This is a genomic window from Parvibaculum sp. (assembly GCF_045863935.1).
Classification (GTDB): domain Bacteria; phylum Pseudomonadota; class Alphaproteobacteria; order Parvibaculales; family Parvibaculaceae; genus Parvibaculum.
In genome coordinates this window covers 77,007-92,309 of record NZ_BTVP01000008.1, presented here as the reverse complement: position 1 = coordinate 92,309, position 15,303 = coordinate 77,007, and the positions used below count along the sequence as shown (strand labels likewise).

Annotated in this window: 15 protein-coding genes and 1 tRNA gene; 4 read left to right on the top strand and 12 right to left on the bottom strand. The window is 62.4% G+C overall.

The features are described from left to right. Positions 1 to 9: 9 nt before the first annotated feature. From cpaB to ACKUUH_RS05405, 4 genes are all read right to left on the bottom strand, one after another. Entirely contained in the window at positions 10 to 765 is a 756-nt protein-coding gene (gene cpaB / locus ACKUUH_RS05420) for a Flp pilus assembly protein CpaB (RefSeq protein WP_407948853.1), read from the bottom strand. Between the two features lie 70 nt (positions 766 to 835). Further along, positions 836 to 1,342 carry a prepilin peptidase gene (locus tag ACKUUH_RS05415; RefSeq protein WP_407948852.1) on the bottom strand — a complete coding sequence of 169 codons (507 nt, stop codon included), beginning with the start codon at positions 1,340 to 1,342 and terminating at the stop codon, positions 836 to 838. A 298-nt stretch (positions 1,343 to 1,640) separates the two neighbouring features. After that, positions 1,641 to 1,814: a Flp family type IVb pilin gene (locus tag ACKUUH_RS05410; protein ID WP_407948851.1), complete on the bottom strand. Its 174-nt coding sequence runs from the start codon at positions 1,812 to 1,814 to the stop codon at positions 1,641 to 1,643. A gap of 381 nt (positions 1,815 to 2,195) precedes the next feature. Then, positions 2,196 to 2,945 (bottom strand): Crp/Fnr family transcriptional regulator, encoded by a 750-nt coding sequence (locus ACKUUH_RS05405; protein ID WP_407948850.1) that lies wholly within the window; start codon positions 2,943 to 2,945, stop codon positions 2,196 to 2,198. 205 nt (positions 2,946 to 3,150) lie between these two features. On the opposite strand from ACKUUH_RS05405, the gene ACKUUH_RS05400 reads away from it, so the two are divergent. After that, positions 3,151 to 3,633: a pilus assembly protein N-terminal domain-containing protein gene (locus tag ACKUUH_RS05400; protein ID WP_407948848.1), complete on the top strand. Its 483-nt coding sequence runs from the start codon at positions 3,151 to 3,153 to the stop codon at positions 3,631 to 3,633. A 70-nt stretch (positions 3,634 to 3,703) separates the two neighbouring features. On the opposite strand, the gene ACKUUH_RS05395 is transcribed toward ACKUUH_RS05400, so the two are convergent. Further along, positions 3,704 to 4,945, bottom strand: a complete 1,242-nt coding sequence (locus ACKUUH_RS05395) for a vWA domain-containing protein (protein ID WP_407948846.1) — start codon at positions 4,943 to 4,945, stop codon at positions 3,704 to 3,706. A 195-nt stretch (positions 4,946 to 5,140) separates the two neighbouring features. Here ACKUUH_RS05395 and ACKUUH_RS05390 point away from each other — a divergent pair, with 195 nt between their 5' ends. Together ACKUUH_RS05390 and ACKUUH_RS05385 are read left to right on the top strand one after the other, a co-directional pair. After that, positions 5,141 to 5,716, top strand: a complete 576-nt coding sequence (locus ACKUUH_RS05390) for a TadE/TadG family type IV pilus assembly protein (RefSeq protein WP_407948845.1) — start codon at positions 5,141 to 5,143, stop codon at positions 5,714 to 5,716. 10 nt (positions 5,717 to 5,726) lie between these two features. Then, a complete protein-coding gene (locus ACKUUH_RS05385; RefSeq protein ID WP_407948844.1) occupies positions 5,727 to 6,296 on the top strand; it encodes a TadE/TadG family type IV pilus assembly protein in 570 nt (189 codons plus the stop codon). A 207-nt stretch (positions 6,297 to 6,503) separates the two neighbouring features. Here the strand turns inward: ACKUUH_RS05385 and ACKUUH_RS05380 are convergent. After that, a tRNA-Ser gene (locus tag ACKUUH_RS05380) sits at positions 6,504 to 6,593 on the bottom strand. Positions 6,594 to 6,785: 192 nt separating this feature from the next. Here ACKUUH_RS05380 and ACKUUH_RS05375 point away from each other — a divergent pair. Beyond that, positions 6,786 to 7,082, top strand: a complete 297-nt coding sequence (locus tag ACKUUH_RS05375) for a hypothetical protein (RefSeq protein WP_407948843.1) — start codon at positions 6,786 to 6,788, stop codon at positions 7,080 to 7,082. Between the two features lie 74 nt (positions 7,083 to 7,156). Here the strand turns inward: ACKUUH_RS05375 and lepA are convergent, their stop codons facing one another. The 6 genes from lepA to pheS form a co-directional block, all read right to left on the bottom strand. After that, positions 7,157 to 8,959 (bottom strand): translation elongation factor 4, encoded by a 1,803-nt coding sequence (gene lepA / locus ACKUUH_RS05370; protein ID WP_407948842.1) that lies wholly within the window; start codon positions 8,957 to 8,959, stop codon positions 7,157 to 7,159. Between the two features lie 72 nt (positions 8,960 to 9,031). Then, entirely contained in the window at positions 9,032 to 9,856 is an 825-nt protein-coding gene (locus ACKUUH_RS05365; RefSeq protein ID WP_407948841.1) for an enoyl-CoA hydratase-related protein, read from the bottom strand. A gap of 4 nt (positions 9,857 to 9,860) precedes the next feature. Continuing rightward, positions 9,861 to 10,661, bottom strand: coding sequence for an alpha/beta fold hydrolase (locus ACKUUH_RS05360; protein ID WP_407948840.1), 801 nt, complete (start codon positions 10,659 to 10,661; stop codon positions 9,861 to 9,863). Positions 10,662 to 10,726: 65 nt separating this feature from the next. Beyond that, the gene (locus ACKUUH_RS05355) at positions 10,727 to 11,539 is read right to left on the bottom strand and encodes an ion transporter (protein WP_407948839.1); all 813 of its coding nucleotides are present in this window, start codon (positions 11,537 to 11,539) and stop codon (positions 10,727 to 10,729) included. Positions 11,540 to 11,569: 30 nt separating this feature from the next. Beyond that, positions 11,570 to 14,005, bottom strand: coding sequence for a phenylalanine--tRNA ligase subunit beta (pheT, locus tag ACKUUH_RS05350; RefSeq protein WP_407948838.1), 2,436 nt, complete (start codon positions 14,003 to 14,005; stop codon positions 11,570 to 11,572). After that, positions 14,002 to 15,093, bottom strand: a complete 1,092-nt coding sequence (gene pheS / locus ACKUUH_RS05345; protein WP_407948837.1) for a phenylalanine--tRNA ligase subunit alpha — start codon at positions 15,091 to 15,093, stop codon at positions 14,002 to 14,004. The genes pheT and pheS overlap by 4 nt, the downstream gene beginning before the upstream one ends. Between the last annotated feature and the right edge of the window lie 210 nt (positions 15,094 to 15,303).

Below are 15,303 nucleotides of genomic sequence, written 5' to 3'. Positions count from 1 at the left end.
ATCCCTCGCCTACTTCACACGCACAGACTGCGTGGTGCCGTAGCGCACAACCTTCACCACAGATCCGCCCAAATTACGCGTCGTATCGTCCGCCGCCGTCGACTCGCTGTCGGCCATGCTGCGCAAGGACAACGACAAAGGCCGATCGGACTGGGCAACAGCGACGAGCTCGACCTGCGCCGGTGTGAGCTCAAGTGTTGCCGTGCGGCCGACGACCACCTGTTCGCCGGCCTTTTCATTAAAGCGCTGGTCGATCGCGAGAACGCGAACGTTGCGCAGAAGGGTCTGTCCCTTCTCGACGTCGACGACGTCCACCCGATCGTTCGGCAGGATGAAGCCACCCGCGCTCGTTTCCGGCGTGATGGCGATGGCCGCGGCCCGCATGCCGGGTTCGATCAGCGCGGACATGAAACCCGCGCCGGAAAGCGTCACGAGCTTCTCGGCGGTTACCGGTTCTCCGCTCAGTACGGCACTCCGGGCCACGCTGTTGGTGAATTCCTCGATCGCCGTCGGCTTCTGCGTGCGGGAGATGTAGGCCGAGTTCATTGCGGCTTCCGGCCAGCGCTGCCAGCGCAGGTCCGACGCCGAAACGCGCTGACCGACATCGAGATTGTTGACGGCGACGAGGACTTCCGAGGTCGGTTCCTCGACTACTTGCGTCACGGGCTGCTCGGTATCCGAGGACATGAGCCCGCGGGCCAGCAACGCCGCGAGGCCCGCGGCGACGATCGCCAGAACCAGAACTCCAATGCGTGCGGCGTTCACTTGCCCAATCCTTTCGTTTCGCGATCCCGCCCTTGCGCGGACCCCGCTTCGTTCAAATCACGCGGCCAAATCACGCGACGTGTGCCGCAGTCGCAAACCAGACGGTCTGCGGGAAAATCATCAACCCGCCGAGAGCGAGCGCGATGCCATAGGGAATGCCGCCTTTGCGATCGTGCAGTCTCGCAATCCACTCCCGGCGCTGCATGAAGAACGGCAGCGGCAGGGTGCGGAAGAAGAGGATGAACAGCGTCAGCGCACCGCCGAAGATCGAGGCCCAGAGGAGATAGATGAGCAGATCGCTCATCCCGATCCAAAGCGCCGTCGCCGCCACGAATTTCGCATCGCCGCCGCCGATCCATCCGAAGGCAAAGAAGACCATGCCCACGAGCAGCATCAGCACACCGGCTGCCACGTGAAGACCGATCTCCTGCAGCGACAACCCCACAAACGGAACAAGCACGGCAAACATCGCGGCAAGCGCGACGGTCAGCACATTCGGGATGGTCATCGTCGTCAGATCCCACAACGCGCCGAAGATCATGGCGAGAGGGAAGACGGCGAGAAGGAACATGCTCATCACGGAAGACGCCCGGTTTCCTCGGGGGCACTCAGGCCCCGGACGAGAGGCCCCATGCCTCCTCGTATAAAACCGATAGTGGGCAATGACCGTAAATTTGGAGTAAAGGACGCTCCAAAGTGAGGCGGAATCCGGGGTCCGTCCGGTCAAAAACGCAATGTTTTCCAAACCTTGGCGTTTTCAAAGGTCGAAAGAGGAAAAAGAAAACCGCCAGACACGAAACATGTCCGGCGGCTTTGTTTTCGTGAGATGCCACGAGCCCGGCCCACAAGGCCGGACCTCGTGTCGAGGGCGGGTATTACTCGGCGGGCTTCACCGCCGCGGCGACTTCATTGAACGTCGCGGTAAGGTTCGTTCCGACGAGCTGGACCGCCGTGATGATCACGACGGCGATGCCGGCGGCGATAAGACCATACTCGATGGCCGTCGCACCGGACTCGTTCTTCGCAAAAGACTTCAAAAACTGGCTCATACAAGCCTCCTTGAATATTTGACTGTCGACAGCACCAACCCTTGCGGACGTGAAGACCGCCGGGCGCCCTTTCGGACTGGAGGCGAGATTAGCGGAGCACCCTTACTCAATTGCTAACGAATACTCTAAAACTACAACCAGTTTTACTAACACTTTAAATGTAATTTCTGTATTCATGGAGAAATTACTGTGCCCGAACGATATCCCAGGAACAGTCCCCCGCAGGTGAACAAAACATCGATGAGAAAAGCCTTATAACGTCGTTAATTCGAGGTTAATCCGCTTTGAGGATTTGGCTACGGAGAAGGCGCCCCATGCGCGGGTCCAGCCTCTACTTCCCGCATACTTGATCGTCGGCATTTTCAGCCTCGGAAAGTTCTTTCAAGCCGTCTCACACAGCGACCGGAAGGCCGCTTCGTCGGTGACGACAAGTCCCGGATAATCGCGGCTGGCGATGCCCCTGCGCACCAGCTCGGCAATCGCCCTGGCAACGGTCTCCTCCGTCGTATCGACGCGAGCCGCCAGGGCCCTGTGGCGTGGCAGCCGGTCAATGCGCAGACACTCGCCACCTTCCGGGTCGCGGTGCGGCTCGGCGAGTGAGAGCAATTCTCTGTATACGCGCTGCGCGCCCGTTCCTTCGTCTTGACGATTGCCCGCATCGGAAGGCGGGGCCCCTGTCTCCCTTTCGCGCAGAAGACGGGCATACTGGCAGAGGAGCGCCCGCGACACCGACTCTTCGCGGGAGAGAAGTTCGAGGAAACGGCTTTCGGGCAAGGTGGCGATCAGGCCGTCTTCCCGCGCAACGGCCGTGAGATCGGTTTCGGTTACGCCGAAAGCAGCCATTTCTCCGAACTGTCCGCCGGCATCGACGTCGGTATAGGCAATGCGCCCGGCGCTGCCCATGCTGCGCGCGAGGCGGACCGAGCCTTCGACAACGAAGACCACGCCGTCCAAGCCGCCGCCCTGAGCGAGATTGAGAATAATGTCATTTCGGGAAACGGGCCGCCATTCGCACTCGACAGCAAGAAGGGCGAGTTCGCGCTGGTGCAGCGAGGAGAGAATCTGGATACCGGCGAGGGAACGCGTGTGATCGGGCGCGATCTCCTGTCCGGCTTGCACCCCTTGTTCCATCTGTCTTTTACTCCCTCGACGACCGACGATGGAGCCTAGGGGACGGCGTTTAATCTCCCGTTAAATTCCTGCACACCCCTTACGGTCAACAGATCCTTTACTCCTTGGACCTAGTGTTGAGGGCAATCGGCGCTTTTCGCGTCCCCATCCATGCCCCAAGGAAGGCAGCAGCAATATGCGTGCTTACCGGATAAAGAAGACTGCCGTGGGTCGCGTCGTCGCCGCGGCTCTCGGTGCGGGTTGCGCGGTCCTCCTCGCAGGCGCCGCGCAGGCCGAGACTTTCAAGGTGGAGATGAACCAGACCAAGGCCCTTCACCTGGCCAAGCCGGTTTCCACGATCATGGTCGGCAATCCGGCAATCGCGGATGTGAGCGTCGAAGGCTCCAAGCTCGTCTATGTGATGGGCCGCAGCTTCGGCACTACCAGTCTCGTCGCGACCGACAGCGATGGAAATGTCATCCTCAACATTGACGTGAGCGTGATCGCGCAGGACGCTTCCACCGTTACACTGACGCGCGGTACCGGGCAGCTCTCGTACAACTGCACGCCGCGCTGCGAGCGCGTTCCGTCCGTTGGCGACAATCCAGAGGACTTCGACGCCATCATGAAGCAGGTGGCCGGCGCGATGAGCACGAGCCTCGGTGCGGCCCAGGGAAATCCGGCCTTGTCGGCACCGTCCGAGGAATAACGCTCCAGCTTTTCCTGCGCGAAAAAGGCCGCCCGGAAGGCGGCCTTTCTATTTCCGGTGTTTGATTCCGTCAGCGGCTGATGCGCAGGTTCGAGAGAGCCATGGCAATGGAGGTAAATACCTCGGTGAGCTGGCTCGTCTGCGTAACGTCGAAATACATCTCCGGCTTGGTGGCGCAGTTCTTCAGGAGCGTCGCGTTACCCTGGATGGTACGGATCGTATAGACCTTGATGCTGGCCGCCCTCATGTTGTCGCAGACCTCTTCGGTCCTGTCGTCGATGGAACCGCCGGACTTCGTCCACCGGTTCTCGGTATTCTGACCGTCGGTGAGGAACACAATCACCTTGTCGAGATCGTCGGCAGACGCTGCCGCCGTCGACAGGGGATGCCCCGGCGTCAGCATGTTCCAGCCCCAGGCAAGACCGATCGTGGTGTTGGTATTGCCGTTCGGGTCCAGCTCGTTGATCTTGGAATTCAGCGTTGTCCAGTTCTCCGTCAGCGGCAGGATTTCCGGGATGTTACAGCTGTCGCCGTCGGCGGGATATTTGGTGGTGTCGCTCGATGTCGGGATCGTATTCTGCGTGTCGTAGTCCTGGTCCCGATCTATGACGCAGCCCTTCCATTTATTGCTCTTGACCTTCACCGTCGTCAGGCCACCCCACCACGAGCTTGTGTCCCGCGCCTCATAGGTCCATTTGAGCCAGGACTCGTTCTTGTTGCTCTTGCCGACGTTGATCGCCGTGTCGAAGGGAACGATCGAAACCTTGATTTCGCCTTCAGGGGCTCCGGAATCCTCGAGAATCTGGAGCAGCAGCTTCGCCGCGTCCTTGAGCGCGGTCATTCGACCACCGCTGGACATCGAACCCGTCACGTCGAGGACCAGCGCAAGCTCGAGCTTCCGTCCCTGTCGCGTTACCTGCGACGAGGCGCCGACGGAAAGCGTATCGATCCCCACGATTCCCATCAGGGATGTCGGCAGTTCGGCGCTGGCGGTCAGGATCACATCGCTGCCGCTCTGAACGACCATGACGGCGCCCGGAACGCCGAGCTTCTCGGCCGGATAATTCGCGTCAAAATAGGCCTGTGCGATTTCCTCAAGCTGCGCTTGCGTCTTGCCCGTGGCCCCGCCGACGGCGAGCGCCGCAGCGTCGAGCGCTGCATTCAGCCGATTTTCAACGATATAGGCGCGCGAGATATCGATCGCCGCACCCGCGGCAACGACAAGCGGGATGGCCGAAAGCGCAAAGATCGTGGCGAAATTGCCCCGACGGTCCGTCCGGAATCTGCGAAACAGAGCTTTAAGGGACCTCATGGACATTATCCGCCCTTGGGTGCCGGACAGGGCTCGCGCCCGGCGCGGCAGAATACGCACCCGTTCGTTTTAGGTGCCGCCCGTTAAGAAGGAATGAATCGGGCCGGGCCGGAACAGCGGCGGTTACCTTTTGGTAAGGCACAAAGCGGTATCAAGAAGGCTGCGCCAGAGCGGCGCTTCGGCGCGAGGTAACCCATGAGCAAGCAACATCGAGGACCGGCCCGTCGAGCGCATCTCCCGCGATGCCGCTGGAGCCGCTTCGCCCGTGCCGACAGCGGCGCGACGGCGGTCGAGTTCGCCTTGCTTGCCGTTCCCTTTTTTGCCCTTCTCTTCGCTATGGTCGAGGTCAGTATCCTCTACTTCGCCACGGCGAACCTCGACAGTGTGGTATCGGAAGCCGGTCGCCTGATCCGGACCGGCCAGGTCCAGGCGAGCGGCATGACCGAAGCTCAGTTCAAGGATTATGTCTGCGGCGAACTGACACTGATCAACGACTGTCAGGCGAACCTCCGCATCGATGTCCGGAATTTCACGTCCTTCGGCAGCGTGTCCTATCCGCCGCTGGTCGACGAGGACGGAAACATCGTCGACAGCACCGTTTTCCAGCCCGGCAATGCTGGCGATATCGTGCTTGTGAACGTCTACTATTCCTATGGCATCGTCAGCCCCGGCATGGTTGGCCTTTCGAATCTCGAAGGCGGCGGGCGGGTTATCGCCTCAGCCATTGCATTCCGTAACGAGCCCTTCGGCAACGTTCTGCCGACGAGTTGAGGGTCGATCGATGTTCGCACCAAAATCGGCTGTCAAACGCGTCGCACGCAAATCGCAGAGACTCCAGCGGCTTTTCATCGACTGTGCCGGCATCGCCGCCGTCGAATTCGCGCTCATCTTTCCGCTGATGATCGCCTTCTATTTCGGCGCGATCGAGACGTCGCACATGTTGACGGCAAACCGGCGCGTGACCTCCGTCGCCTATTCCGCCGCCGACATCACCGCGCAGGCGATGTCCGTCAGCGATTCCGACATGAGCGATATTTTCGCCGCGAGTTCCGCCATTCTCAGACCCTTCAGCACGACGCCGCTGTCGATCCGCATCTCGAGCGTGGTCGCCAATTCGAGCGGTGTGAACAAGGTCGCCTGGAGCGACGGCTATCAGGGGCCGGCCCTTGCGGTCGGATCCACCGTGAGCCTGCCGGCAGGACTTACCAGCCCCGGCACGAGCGTCATCGTGGCGGAAGTCACCTATCAGTATTCTTCGCCGATCAGCCAGACGGTGACGGAAGAGATCACCTTCACCGATACGGCCTATCTGAAGCCGCGCCGCGCCTCTCAGGTCGGCCGCACGAACTGATCCCCCTCTTGGATACTCTGATCAGCGAGCCAGCTCCGCATTAACCATGTTTTGCGGGGTTGCTGTATCAAATCTGCCGCAGCGAAGGCCGCCGCTTGCGGCCGCAACCGCCATCCGCGATGCCAGACAAACATGGCCCGGCCGCGCCGCCATGGGGCGGCACAGGTTATTTTCCGACAACTCGTTGATCAAAAAGGAAAAATCGGCTGGCGGAGGGAGAGGGATTCGAACCCTCGATACGGTTTCCCGTATACACGCTTTCCAAGCGTGCGCCTTCAGCCACTCGGCCACCCCTCCGGAGCGCCTGCTGAGCAGGCGAACGCGGCGGCACTATACGCGACAAAAACCTTGAATCAACCGGAGAAAGCGGGGCTAGGCCATTGATCCGCCAGCCGACTTTTACAACTGTGCTTGTTTGGCACACTCGATCCGGCTACCGTTCCGGCGTTCGTTTCTTAATCACTGCGTTGGGGCTGGGGGGCTCGTGCCATGGTCGTTTTCAGGCTGCTTGGATTTCTTTTCATCGTCGCTGCCTTGATGGCGCTGGGATCGGACGCGTTGCTTTCGCTCGAGAGCGGCGAAGTCACGATGCGGTCGTTCAGCGCCCTGTGGGGGCTGGTGCATGAGGGGAGCCGCGACGGCTTCGTTAGCTGGGCGGGAGCCAATGCGCCGGAGGGCCTGAAAAATCCGCTCGACGCCGTGATGGGCTTCCCCGCATGGGGCGTTCTCGGCATCATCGGTATCGTGCTCGCGGGCCTTATCGCTCTGCTCCGCCGTGCGGACTAGGCACAAGCCAGTACCATTGCAAAAGGCCGCCCCTCGGGGCGGCCTTTTTGTTTTCCGACAGGCGGGAAAGCTGCCTAGTTCGCATCCATCTTCAACGCGGAGATGAAGGCGTCCTGCGGAATCTCGACGCGACCGAACTGCCGCATCTTCTTCTTGCCTTCCTTCTGCTTGTCCAGAAGTTTGCGCTTGCGGCTGATGTCGCCGCCATAGCACTTCGCCGTTACGTCCTTGCGCATGGCCGAGATCGTTTCGCGCGCGACAACGCGGCCGCCGATAGCCGCCTGGATCGGAATCTTGAAGAGGTGCTTCGGGATCAGTTCCTTCAGCTTCTCGCACATGACGCGGCCGCGCTGCTCGGCGCGCGAGCGATGCACGACAGTTGCGAGCGCGTCGACCGGTTCCTCGTTCACGAGGATCGACATCTTCACAAGCTCGCCCGGCTCGTAACCTTCGATCTGGTAGTCGAAGCTTGCATAGCCGCGGCTCACCGATTTCAGACGGTCGTAGAAATCGAGCACCACCTCATTGAGCGGCAGGCGGTAGACGAGCATGGCGCGCGATCCCGCATAGGTGAGATCGACCTGATGTCCGCGCCGGTCCTCGCATAGTTTCAGCACCGCGCCCAGATATTCGTCGGGCACGAGGATCGTCGCCTTGATCCAAGGCTCCTCGATATGGTCGATGCGCGTCGGGTCCGGCATGTCGGCCGGGTTGTGCATTTCCTTTATCGATCCGTCCACCATGTGCAGCTGATAGATGACAGACGGCGCCGTGGTGATGAGGTCGATGTTGAATTCGCGCTCGAGCCGCTCGCGCACGATTTCCAGATGCAACAGGCCGAGAAAGCCGCAACGGAAGCCGAAGCCAAGCGCGGCGGAGGTTTCCATCTCGTATTCGAAGCTCGCATCATTGAGCCGCAGCTTGCCCATCGCCTCGCGGAGATCTTCGAACTCGGCGGCGTCCACCGGGAAGAGACCGCAGAAGACGACAGGTTGCGCCGGCTGGAAACCCGGCAGCGCGGCGGCGCAGGGCCGCCTTTCCTCGGTCACCGTGTCGCCCACGCGCGTGTCGGCGACCTCCTTGATCGAAGCGGTGAAATAGCCGATCTCGCCGGGCGTGAGGCTCGCGACCGCTTCCTTCTTCGGCTTGAAGATGCCGACCTGGTCGATCGTATAGGTGCCGCCCGTCTTCATCATCTTGACGCGCTGGCCCTTCTTCAGCTCGCCGTCGATGATGCGGACGAGAACGACGACGCCGAGATAGGCGTCGTACCAGCTGTCGACGAGCATCGCCTTCAGGGGCGCCGACTGGTCGCCTTTGGGCGCCGGCAGACGGTTGACGATGGCTTCCAGCACGTCCGGGATGCCGATGCCGCTCTTCGCGGAAATCTCGACCGCCTCCGATGCGTCGAGGCCGATCACATCCTCGATCTGCTGGCGCGTCTTCGCGGGCTCCGCCGCCGGCAGGTCGATCTTGTTGAGGACCGGCACGATTTCATGGTTCACGTCGAGCGCGTGATAGACGTTGGCGAGCGTCTGCGCTTCCACGCCCTGGCTCGCATCGACGACGAGGAGCGAGCCCTCGCAGGCGGCGAGCGAACGGTTCACCTCATAGGCGAAGTCGACATGGCCGGGCGTGTCGATGAGGTTCAGCTCATAGGTCTCGCCGTTCCGGGCCTTGTATTCCAAGCGCACGGTCTGCGCCTTGATGGTGATGCCGCGCTCGCGCTCGATATCCATGCTGTCGAGCACTTGCTCCTTCATCTCGCGCGCCTCAAGGCCGCCGCAGAGCTGAATCAGCCGGTCGGCAAGGGTCGACTTGCCGTGGTCGATATGGGCGATGATCGAGAAATTGCGGATATGGGAAAGGTCGGTCATGGGGCCTGCTGTGTTAACAGGCGCCCATATAGCACTGGCCGGGGTGCAAGCCAATTGGGGCCTTTCAAGCCCTCACCCCTGCCACTCGGCCCGGCGCTTCTCCATCCAGGCCTTGACCCCCTCCTTGTAGTCGGGGTGCTTGATCATTTCCTCCAGCAACCGCTCGGCGGCAATCACAGCCGAGGCGGCGTCCCGATGGAGGTCCGTGTAAACCTGTCGTTTCGTCTCCCGGAGCGAGCCCGGCGAGACGCCGTCCGCCATCTTCCTCGCATATTCCATGACATGCGGCATGAGTTCGCCGGCCGGCAGCAGCTTGTTGAGGAACCCCATCTCCATCGCCTCTTCCGAGGTGAAGACACGGCTCGACAGCAAAATGTCGTTCGCATGGGTGAGACCGACGATCCGGGGCAGCACCCAGGAGAGCCCGAACTCGGCCGGGAAGTTGAAGCGGCCATGGGCGGCAGTGAATTTTGCGCCGGGCACGCAGAAGCGCAGATCGGCAAAGGCGGCAAGCACGAGACCGACGCCCGCCGCCGCGCCGTTGATGGCTGCAATGACGGGTTTCGTCAGCCCGAAATGATAGGCGAAGGTCGCATCGAACTCGTCGGCGATGCCATAGCCCGGCTTCGCGATATCGTCCGTCGTCCCGCTGTCGTAGCGGCCCTTCTCCGAATGACCTTCGAGAGCGGCCATGTCGGCACCCGCGCAGAAAGCGCCGCCCTCCGGATCGCCCGTCACCACGATGACGCGCACCTTCGGGTCGCGGTCGGCTTCAGCCAACACCCAGCGATATTCCGTGTGCATCCGGCCCGTCCAGGCGTTGCGGCGCTTCGGGCGCGACAGCGTGACGGTCGCGATGCCGTCCGTCAGTTCATAGCGGATCGTCTTCAGTTCCATGGGCCTATTCCGCCGCTTCAATATAATTGCGGATGATCTCGGCGATGCGCGCGGGCTGCTCCGGCAGCATGGCATGGCCGGCGTTCGGCAGCTCGGCCAAAGTCGCGCGCTCACCGAGACGTTTCTTCAGGTCATGCGCGTTTGCGGAGAGCGCGATCGCATCTTCCAGAGCCTGCACGACGAGGATCGGCTGCCCGCCCGCCTCCCACCAGTCTTCCACGGGTGTCGTGCGCACGGCGAAGGATTGCATCCGCATGACTTGCCGGTACCAGCCGCTCCGCCAGACTTCCGGATCATTGCCCTTCGCGAAGAAACCGTAGCGCACGCATTCGATGTGCTCGTCCGGTGACTGACTTTCGTCGAAGCAGCCGATCAGCGCCTTGCGCGCCTTTTCCGGCATTTCGATGAGGCCGCCGCAAGCCAGCAGTCCCACGCGGGCAACGAGTTCGGGACGATCGGCGGCTGTCGTGCGCGCGAGGCGATTTCCGAAGGCATGGCCGATCAACGTCACCGGCGCTGTCGTCTGCGTCTCGATCACTGCAGCCACATCCTCCGCAAGGTCGTGCAGCGTCAGCCCTTCCATCGGCCCTTCGCTGCCGCCGATGCCGCGCGGCTCCGGCAACGTCACGCGATAGCCCGCACCCGCCAGCATCGCTGCAACTTCATCGAAGTCGCTTCCCGGACGGCCGAGCGAAGCGAGCATGACGATTTGCCGCCCGTTCTCGGGGCCGATGGCACGGCCTGCCAGCGTGACCGCCCGGCCGGCACCGTCTGTTCTGCGAAACTCATAGGATGTGAATGTCATCCCCTGCCCCTACCGTTTTCGTCGAGATCATCTTGCGCCAGAGAGGGCGATGACAGCAAACCCGGTCAGTTTTCATGCTCGCTGCGAGGCCTGATCCGGCGGCCAGCCTGCCTTGCGCGCTCGTTCTGCAACCGCTCCATGAAAGCGCCCGCGATGATGCCCGTCGGAAGCGCGACGATACCGACGCCGACGAGCGCCAGCATGCCGGCCAGAATGCGGCCGAGAACCGTTACGGGGTAGACGTCGCCATAACCGACCGTTGTCAGCGTTATGACGCTCCACCAGAGCGCCCGGCCCACGCTGCCGAAATGTTCCGGATTTACCGCGCCTTCGGCATAGTAGATGAGGACGGCCGCGAGATAGATCAGTCCAAGCGCGGTGATCAGGGTCGCCAGAAGCTGCGGCGCGACCTCGCCCAGGACTTCGGACACAAGCCTGCCGCCCGGCAGGAAGTGAATGAGCTTGAGGAGACGAAGCAGCCGGATCGTTCGAAGACCCGCCAGCGTCAACGGAAGATCGGCGCCGGCATAAAGAAGCGCGAGGAGAATGAGCTCCGGACCGAAAGCCAGAAAGTCTATGAAGAGCCAGAAACGTCCGGCATAAGCGGCGCGGGCGGAGAGCCCCTTCAGGTCGTGCGTTTCTCCCGCCGCGAAGAGCCTCAATGCAAACTCGACAGCGAAAATGAGCAGAACGATCCTGTTCGCGACATGAAGGAATTCGGGGTAATGCTCCAACGCGAGCGGCTCTGTTTCCGCTGCGAAGAGCGCCGCGCTGAACAGGATCACCCCGAAGATGAACCAGTTCAGTGGCGAGAAACCACCGTGAGGCCAGGAGTTTTCGACGAGTTGCCTGTCCAGCCACAATCTCAGACGGTGCATCGCCGTTCCTCCGGCTGGAAAGCTTGAAGACTAACTTCTGAGCGTCCCGCCCGTTGCCTTTTCGACGGCCGCGACGATGCGCTTCGACACCGCCTCGATTTCCTCATCCGTCAGCGTCTTTTCGACGGGCTGCAGCGTCACCTCGATGGCGAGCGACTTCTGTCCTTCGCCGAGCGAGCCGCCCTCGAAGACGTCGAACAGCGAGACGTCCGCAATCAGCTTCTTGTCGACGCCGCGCGCCGCGCGGATCACCTGATCCGCCGTCACGCCTTCCGCCACGACAAAGGCAAAGTCGCGGCGAAGCGGCTGCAAATCCGAGAGTTCAAGCGGCGGCTTCGCACGCGTGGCCTTGCGCTTCGGCTCGGGAATCGCGTCGGGGAAAATCTCGAAAGCGACGACGGGGCCCGCGACATCCATCTCGCCGAGGATGCGCGGATGAAGTTCGCCGAAATAACCGATGACATTTTTCGGTCCTAGACGGAAGACGCCGGAGCGGCCGGGGTGATACCAGGAGGGCGCATCGGCCGAAATCTGGAAACTCGCAACCGGTGCGCCAAGCGCGGAGAGCAGCGCGACGGCGTCCTCCTTCGCGTCCATCGCCTCGACCGGACCGCTCTTCCCCTGCCAGTGACGGCCGGCGCCTTGCGGGCGCGCCGTGCCGCGGCGGATGCCGCTTGCCGCCAGCACCTGACCCGAGGGTTCGTCGCTCTCGAATTGCTGGCCGACTTCGAACATCGCGATATCCGAAACCCCGCGCGCCATGTTGCGCCCCGCCGCGGCGATGAGACCCGCAAGCAGGCTCGGCCGCATATGGCTCATTTCGGCGGAGATGGGGTTCGCGAGCTTCAGCGCGGGCGCGGCGTTACCGCCACCGAAAAGTTCGGCTTCGCGCTCCGAGATGAAGGACCAGTTGACGGCCTCGACGAGCCCACGCGCGGCGAGCGCGCGGCGAGCGTTGCGCTCGCGGCGCTGGCGCGGCGAAAGCACGGGCTTCGCGACCGCATGAAGGCGCGGCAGTGCAACCGACTTCACTTCCGAGAGACCGTGCACGCGCACGACCTCTTCGACGAGATCGGCTTCACCGTCGATGTCGGGCCGCCAGGACGGCACGGAAACGGAGAGCGCATGCCCTGCATCCGTCACGCCGAAGCCGAGCGCGGAGAGAATGTTCGCGGCTTCCGCCTTCATCAGCGAGAGGCCTGTGAGCCTTTCGATGCGTGCCGGATCGAAATTAATCATCTTTGTCGTGTCCGGCACCTTGCCCGCAACAACGACGTTCGACGCTTCGCCGCCACACATCTCAAGGATCATTTTCGTCGCGAGTTCGAGGCCCGGCAGAACGAATTGCGGATCGACACCGCGCTCAAAGCGATAGCGTGCGTCCGACACGATGCCCGTGTCGCGGCCTGTCCGCGCGGTGCGGTAGGGATCGAAGTAGGCGCTTTCCACGAAGACATCGACGGTTTCTTCCGTCGAACCCGATGCCTCGCCGCCCATCACGCCACCGAAGCCCAGCACCTTCTCGTCGTCGGCGATGACGCAGTAATGCGGCTCGACGTCATAGGACTTGCCGTCGAGCGCGATGAGCGTCTCGCCTTTCCGGCCGAGACGCGCGCGGATGTTGCCCTTGAGCTTCGAGGCGTCGTAGACGTGCAGCGGACGCGCGCGGTCGAGCGAGATGAAGTTCGTGATGTCGACAAGCGCGTTGATCGGACGAAGGCCTACCGCCTTCAGCCAATTCTGCAGCCATTCGGGCGACGGGCCGTTCTTCACGCCGCGAATGAGACGGCCTGCGAAAACCGGGCAGGCGCTTGCCGCTTCCGCCGGGAAATCGAGCTCGATGCCGACCGGGCTTTCGAATGTGCCCTTGACCGGCGAAAGGTCGCCTTCGCGCAGGCGCCCAAGACCCGCGGCGGCGAGGTCGCGCGCGACGCCATGGACGCCAAGGCAGTCCGGCCGGTTCGGTGTGATCGCGATTTCGATCACCGGGTCGTTGCGCCCGAGCACTTCGGCGGCCGGCGTTCCCACCTTCCACTCGCCTTTCAGGTCGATGATGCCTTCATGCTCGTCCGAGAGTTCGAGTTCGCGCTCGGAACACATCATGCCGTTCGATTCGACGCCGCGGATCTTCGTCGGCTTCAGCACCATGCCGCTCACGGGGATGGTGGCGCCGGGCGGTGCGAAGACGCCGGTGAGCCCCGCGCGCGCATTCGGCGCACCGCAGACGACCTGCAACTGCTTCACTTCGCCCTCGACCAGCGCCTCGACCTTCAGCACCTGCAGCTTGTCGGCATCGGGATGCGGGCCTGCTTCCAGCACCTTCGCGACCGAAAAGACCGAGAGCTTCTTCGCCGGGTCTTCCACGCCTTCGACCTCGAGGCCGAGCATGGTCAGCTTCTCGACGATCTCGTCGAGCGAAGCGTTTGTTTCGAGCGGCTGTTTCAGCCAGGAGAGAGTGAACTTCACGACGAGAGCCCTCCCGCGAGCGTCGGCACATCGAGCGCGGCGAAGCCGTAATGTTTCAGCCAGCGCAGATCGCTCTCGAAGAAAGCGCGCAGATCGGGGATGCCGTATTTCAACATGGCAAGGCGGTCGATCCCCATGCCGAAAGCGAAGCCCTGATATTTTTCCGGGTCGATCCCGGACGAACGCAACACGTTCGGATGAACCATGCCGCAGCCGAGAATCTCCAGCCAGTCGTCGCCCTCGCCAATGCGGATTTCATTGCCGAGGCGCGCGCAGCGCACATCGACTTCCATCGAGGGTTCCGTGAACGGGAAGAAACTCGGGCGCATGCGAAGCTCGACGCCCTCCACTTCGAAGAAGGCGCGCAGGAATTCCTCCAGTGTCCATTTGAGGTGACCGAGATGCGTCGACTCATCGACGACGAGACCCTCGATCTGATGGAATTGCGGCGTATGCGTCTGGTCGCTGTCGCAGCGATAGGTGCGGCCGGGACAGATGAAGCGGAACGGCGGTTCGCCCGCTTCCATGGTGCGCACCTGCACGGGGCTCGTATGCGTGCGCAGCAGCTTGCGCGCGCCGCTCGCATCCGGCTCGAAATAGAACGTGTCGTGCATTTCTCGCGCGGGATGGCCTTCGGGGAAATTCAGCGCGCCGAAATTGTAATGGTCGGTCTCGATGTCCGGGCCCTGTTCCACGGCAAAACCCATATCGGCGAAGATCGCGACGACTTCGTCCCAGACCTGGGAAAGCGGATGGATGCGGCCCGTCTCGAGCGCGCTGGCGCGGACGGGCGCCGTCACGTCGATCTTCTCGCTTGCCAGCCGCGCTTCCAGCGCCGCCTCGTGCAGCGCATCCCTGCGCGCGGCGAGGGCGTCCGTCAGCCGGTCCTTGAGGCCGTTGAGACGCGGCCCCATTTCCTTGCGCTCGTCGGGCGACATGGCGCCCAGCCCCTTCATCAGGTCGGAGACGCGGCCCTTCTTGCCGAGCGCGGCCACGCGCACGGCTTCGAGCGTGTCGATATCCACCGCATCGGCTATCGCCACGGCGAATTCCGCTTCGAGTTTTTCGAGATCGGCGCTGTCGGTCATCTTCTCACCGGCTTCTGATCGTTTCGCGAAAACGTATTCTCTCATATCGCCCGATGCCTGCCTTCCGGCAGGCTCTCGGGTGACATGAGCGAACGGCGTGCGAACGATGCTATCGACCGGCGATCCGCCTCACCCCCGAGAGCGGCACGCATGCTTCCATGCGGAGCCCGGACGGGTGACCGGCTCTGGCTGCGATGGAAGCGCCTTCAG

What these genes read in the sequence shown, in the direction of transcription:
- pheS (WP_407948837.1), bottom strand. Translation starts at nt 15,093, where the DNA reads ATGACCGACAGCGCCGATCTCGAAAAACTCGAAGCGGAATTCGCCGTG.
- ACKUUH_RS05410 (WP_407948851.1), bottom strand. Translation starts at nt 1,814, where the DNA reads ATGAGCCAGTTTTTGAAGTCTTTTGCGAAGAACGAGTCCGGTGCGACG.
- ACKUUH_RS05355 (WP_407948839.1), bottom strand. Translation starts at nt 11,539, where the DNA reads ATGCACCGTCTGAGATTGTGGCTGGACAGGCAACTCGTCGAAAACTCC.
- ACKUUH_RS05405 (WP_407948850.1), bottom strand. Translation starts at nt 2,945, where the DNA reads ATGGAACAAGGGGTGCAAGCCGGACAGGAGATCGCGCCCGATCACACG.
- ACKUUH_RS05395 (WP_407948846.1), bottom strand. Translation starts at nt 4,945, where the DNA reads ATGAGGTCCCTTAAAGCTCTGTTTCGCAGATTCCGGACGGACCGTCGG.
- ACKUUH_RS05415 (WP_407948852.1), bottom strand. Translation starts at nt 1,342, where the DNA reads ATGAGCATGTTCCTTCTCGCCGTCTTCCCTCTCGCCATGATCTTCGGC.
- ACKUUH_RS05365 (WP_407948841.1), bottom strand. Translation starts at nt 9,856, where the DNA reads ATGGAACTGAAGACGATCCGCTATGAACTGACGGACGGCATCGCGACC.
- ACKUUH_RS05375 (WP_407948843.1), top strand. Translation starts at nt 6,786, where the DNA reads ATGGTCGTTTTCAGGCTGCTTGGATTTCTTTTCATCGTCGCTGCCTTG.
- ACKUUH_RS05360 (WP_407948840.1), bottom strand. Translation starts at nt 10,661, where the DNA reads ATGACATTCACATCCTATGAGTTTCGCAGAACAGACGGTGCCGGCCGG.
- ACKUUH_RS05385 (WP_407948844.1), top strand. Translation starts at nt 5,727, where the DNA reads ATGTTCGCACCAAAATCGGCTGTCAAACGCGTCGCACGCAAATCGCAG.
- ACKUUH_RS05390 (WP_407948845.1), top strand. Translation starts at nt 5,141, where the DNA reads ATGAGCAAGCAACATCGAGGACCGGCCCGTCGAGCGCATCTCCCGCGA.
- lepA (WP_407948842.1), bottom strand. Translation starts at nt 8,959, where the DNA reads ATGACCGACCTTTCCCATATCCGCAATTTCTCGATCATCGCCCATATC.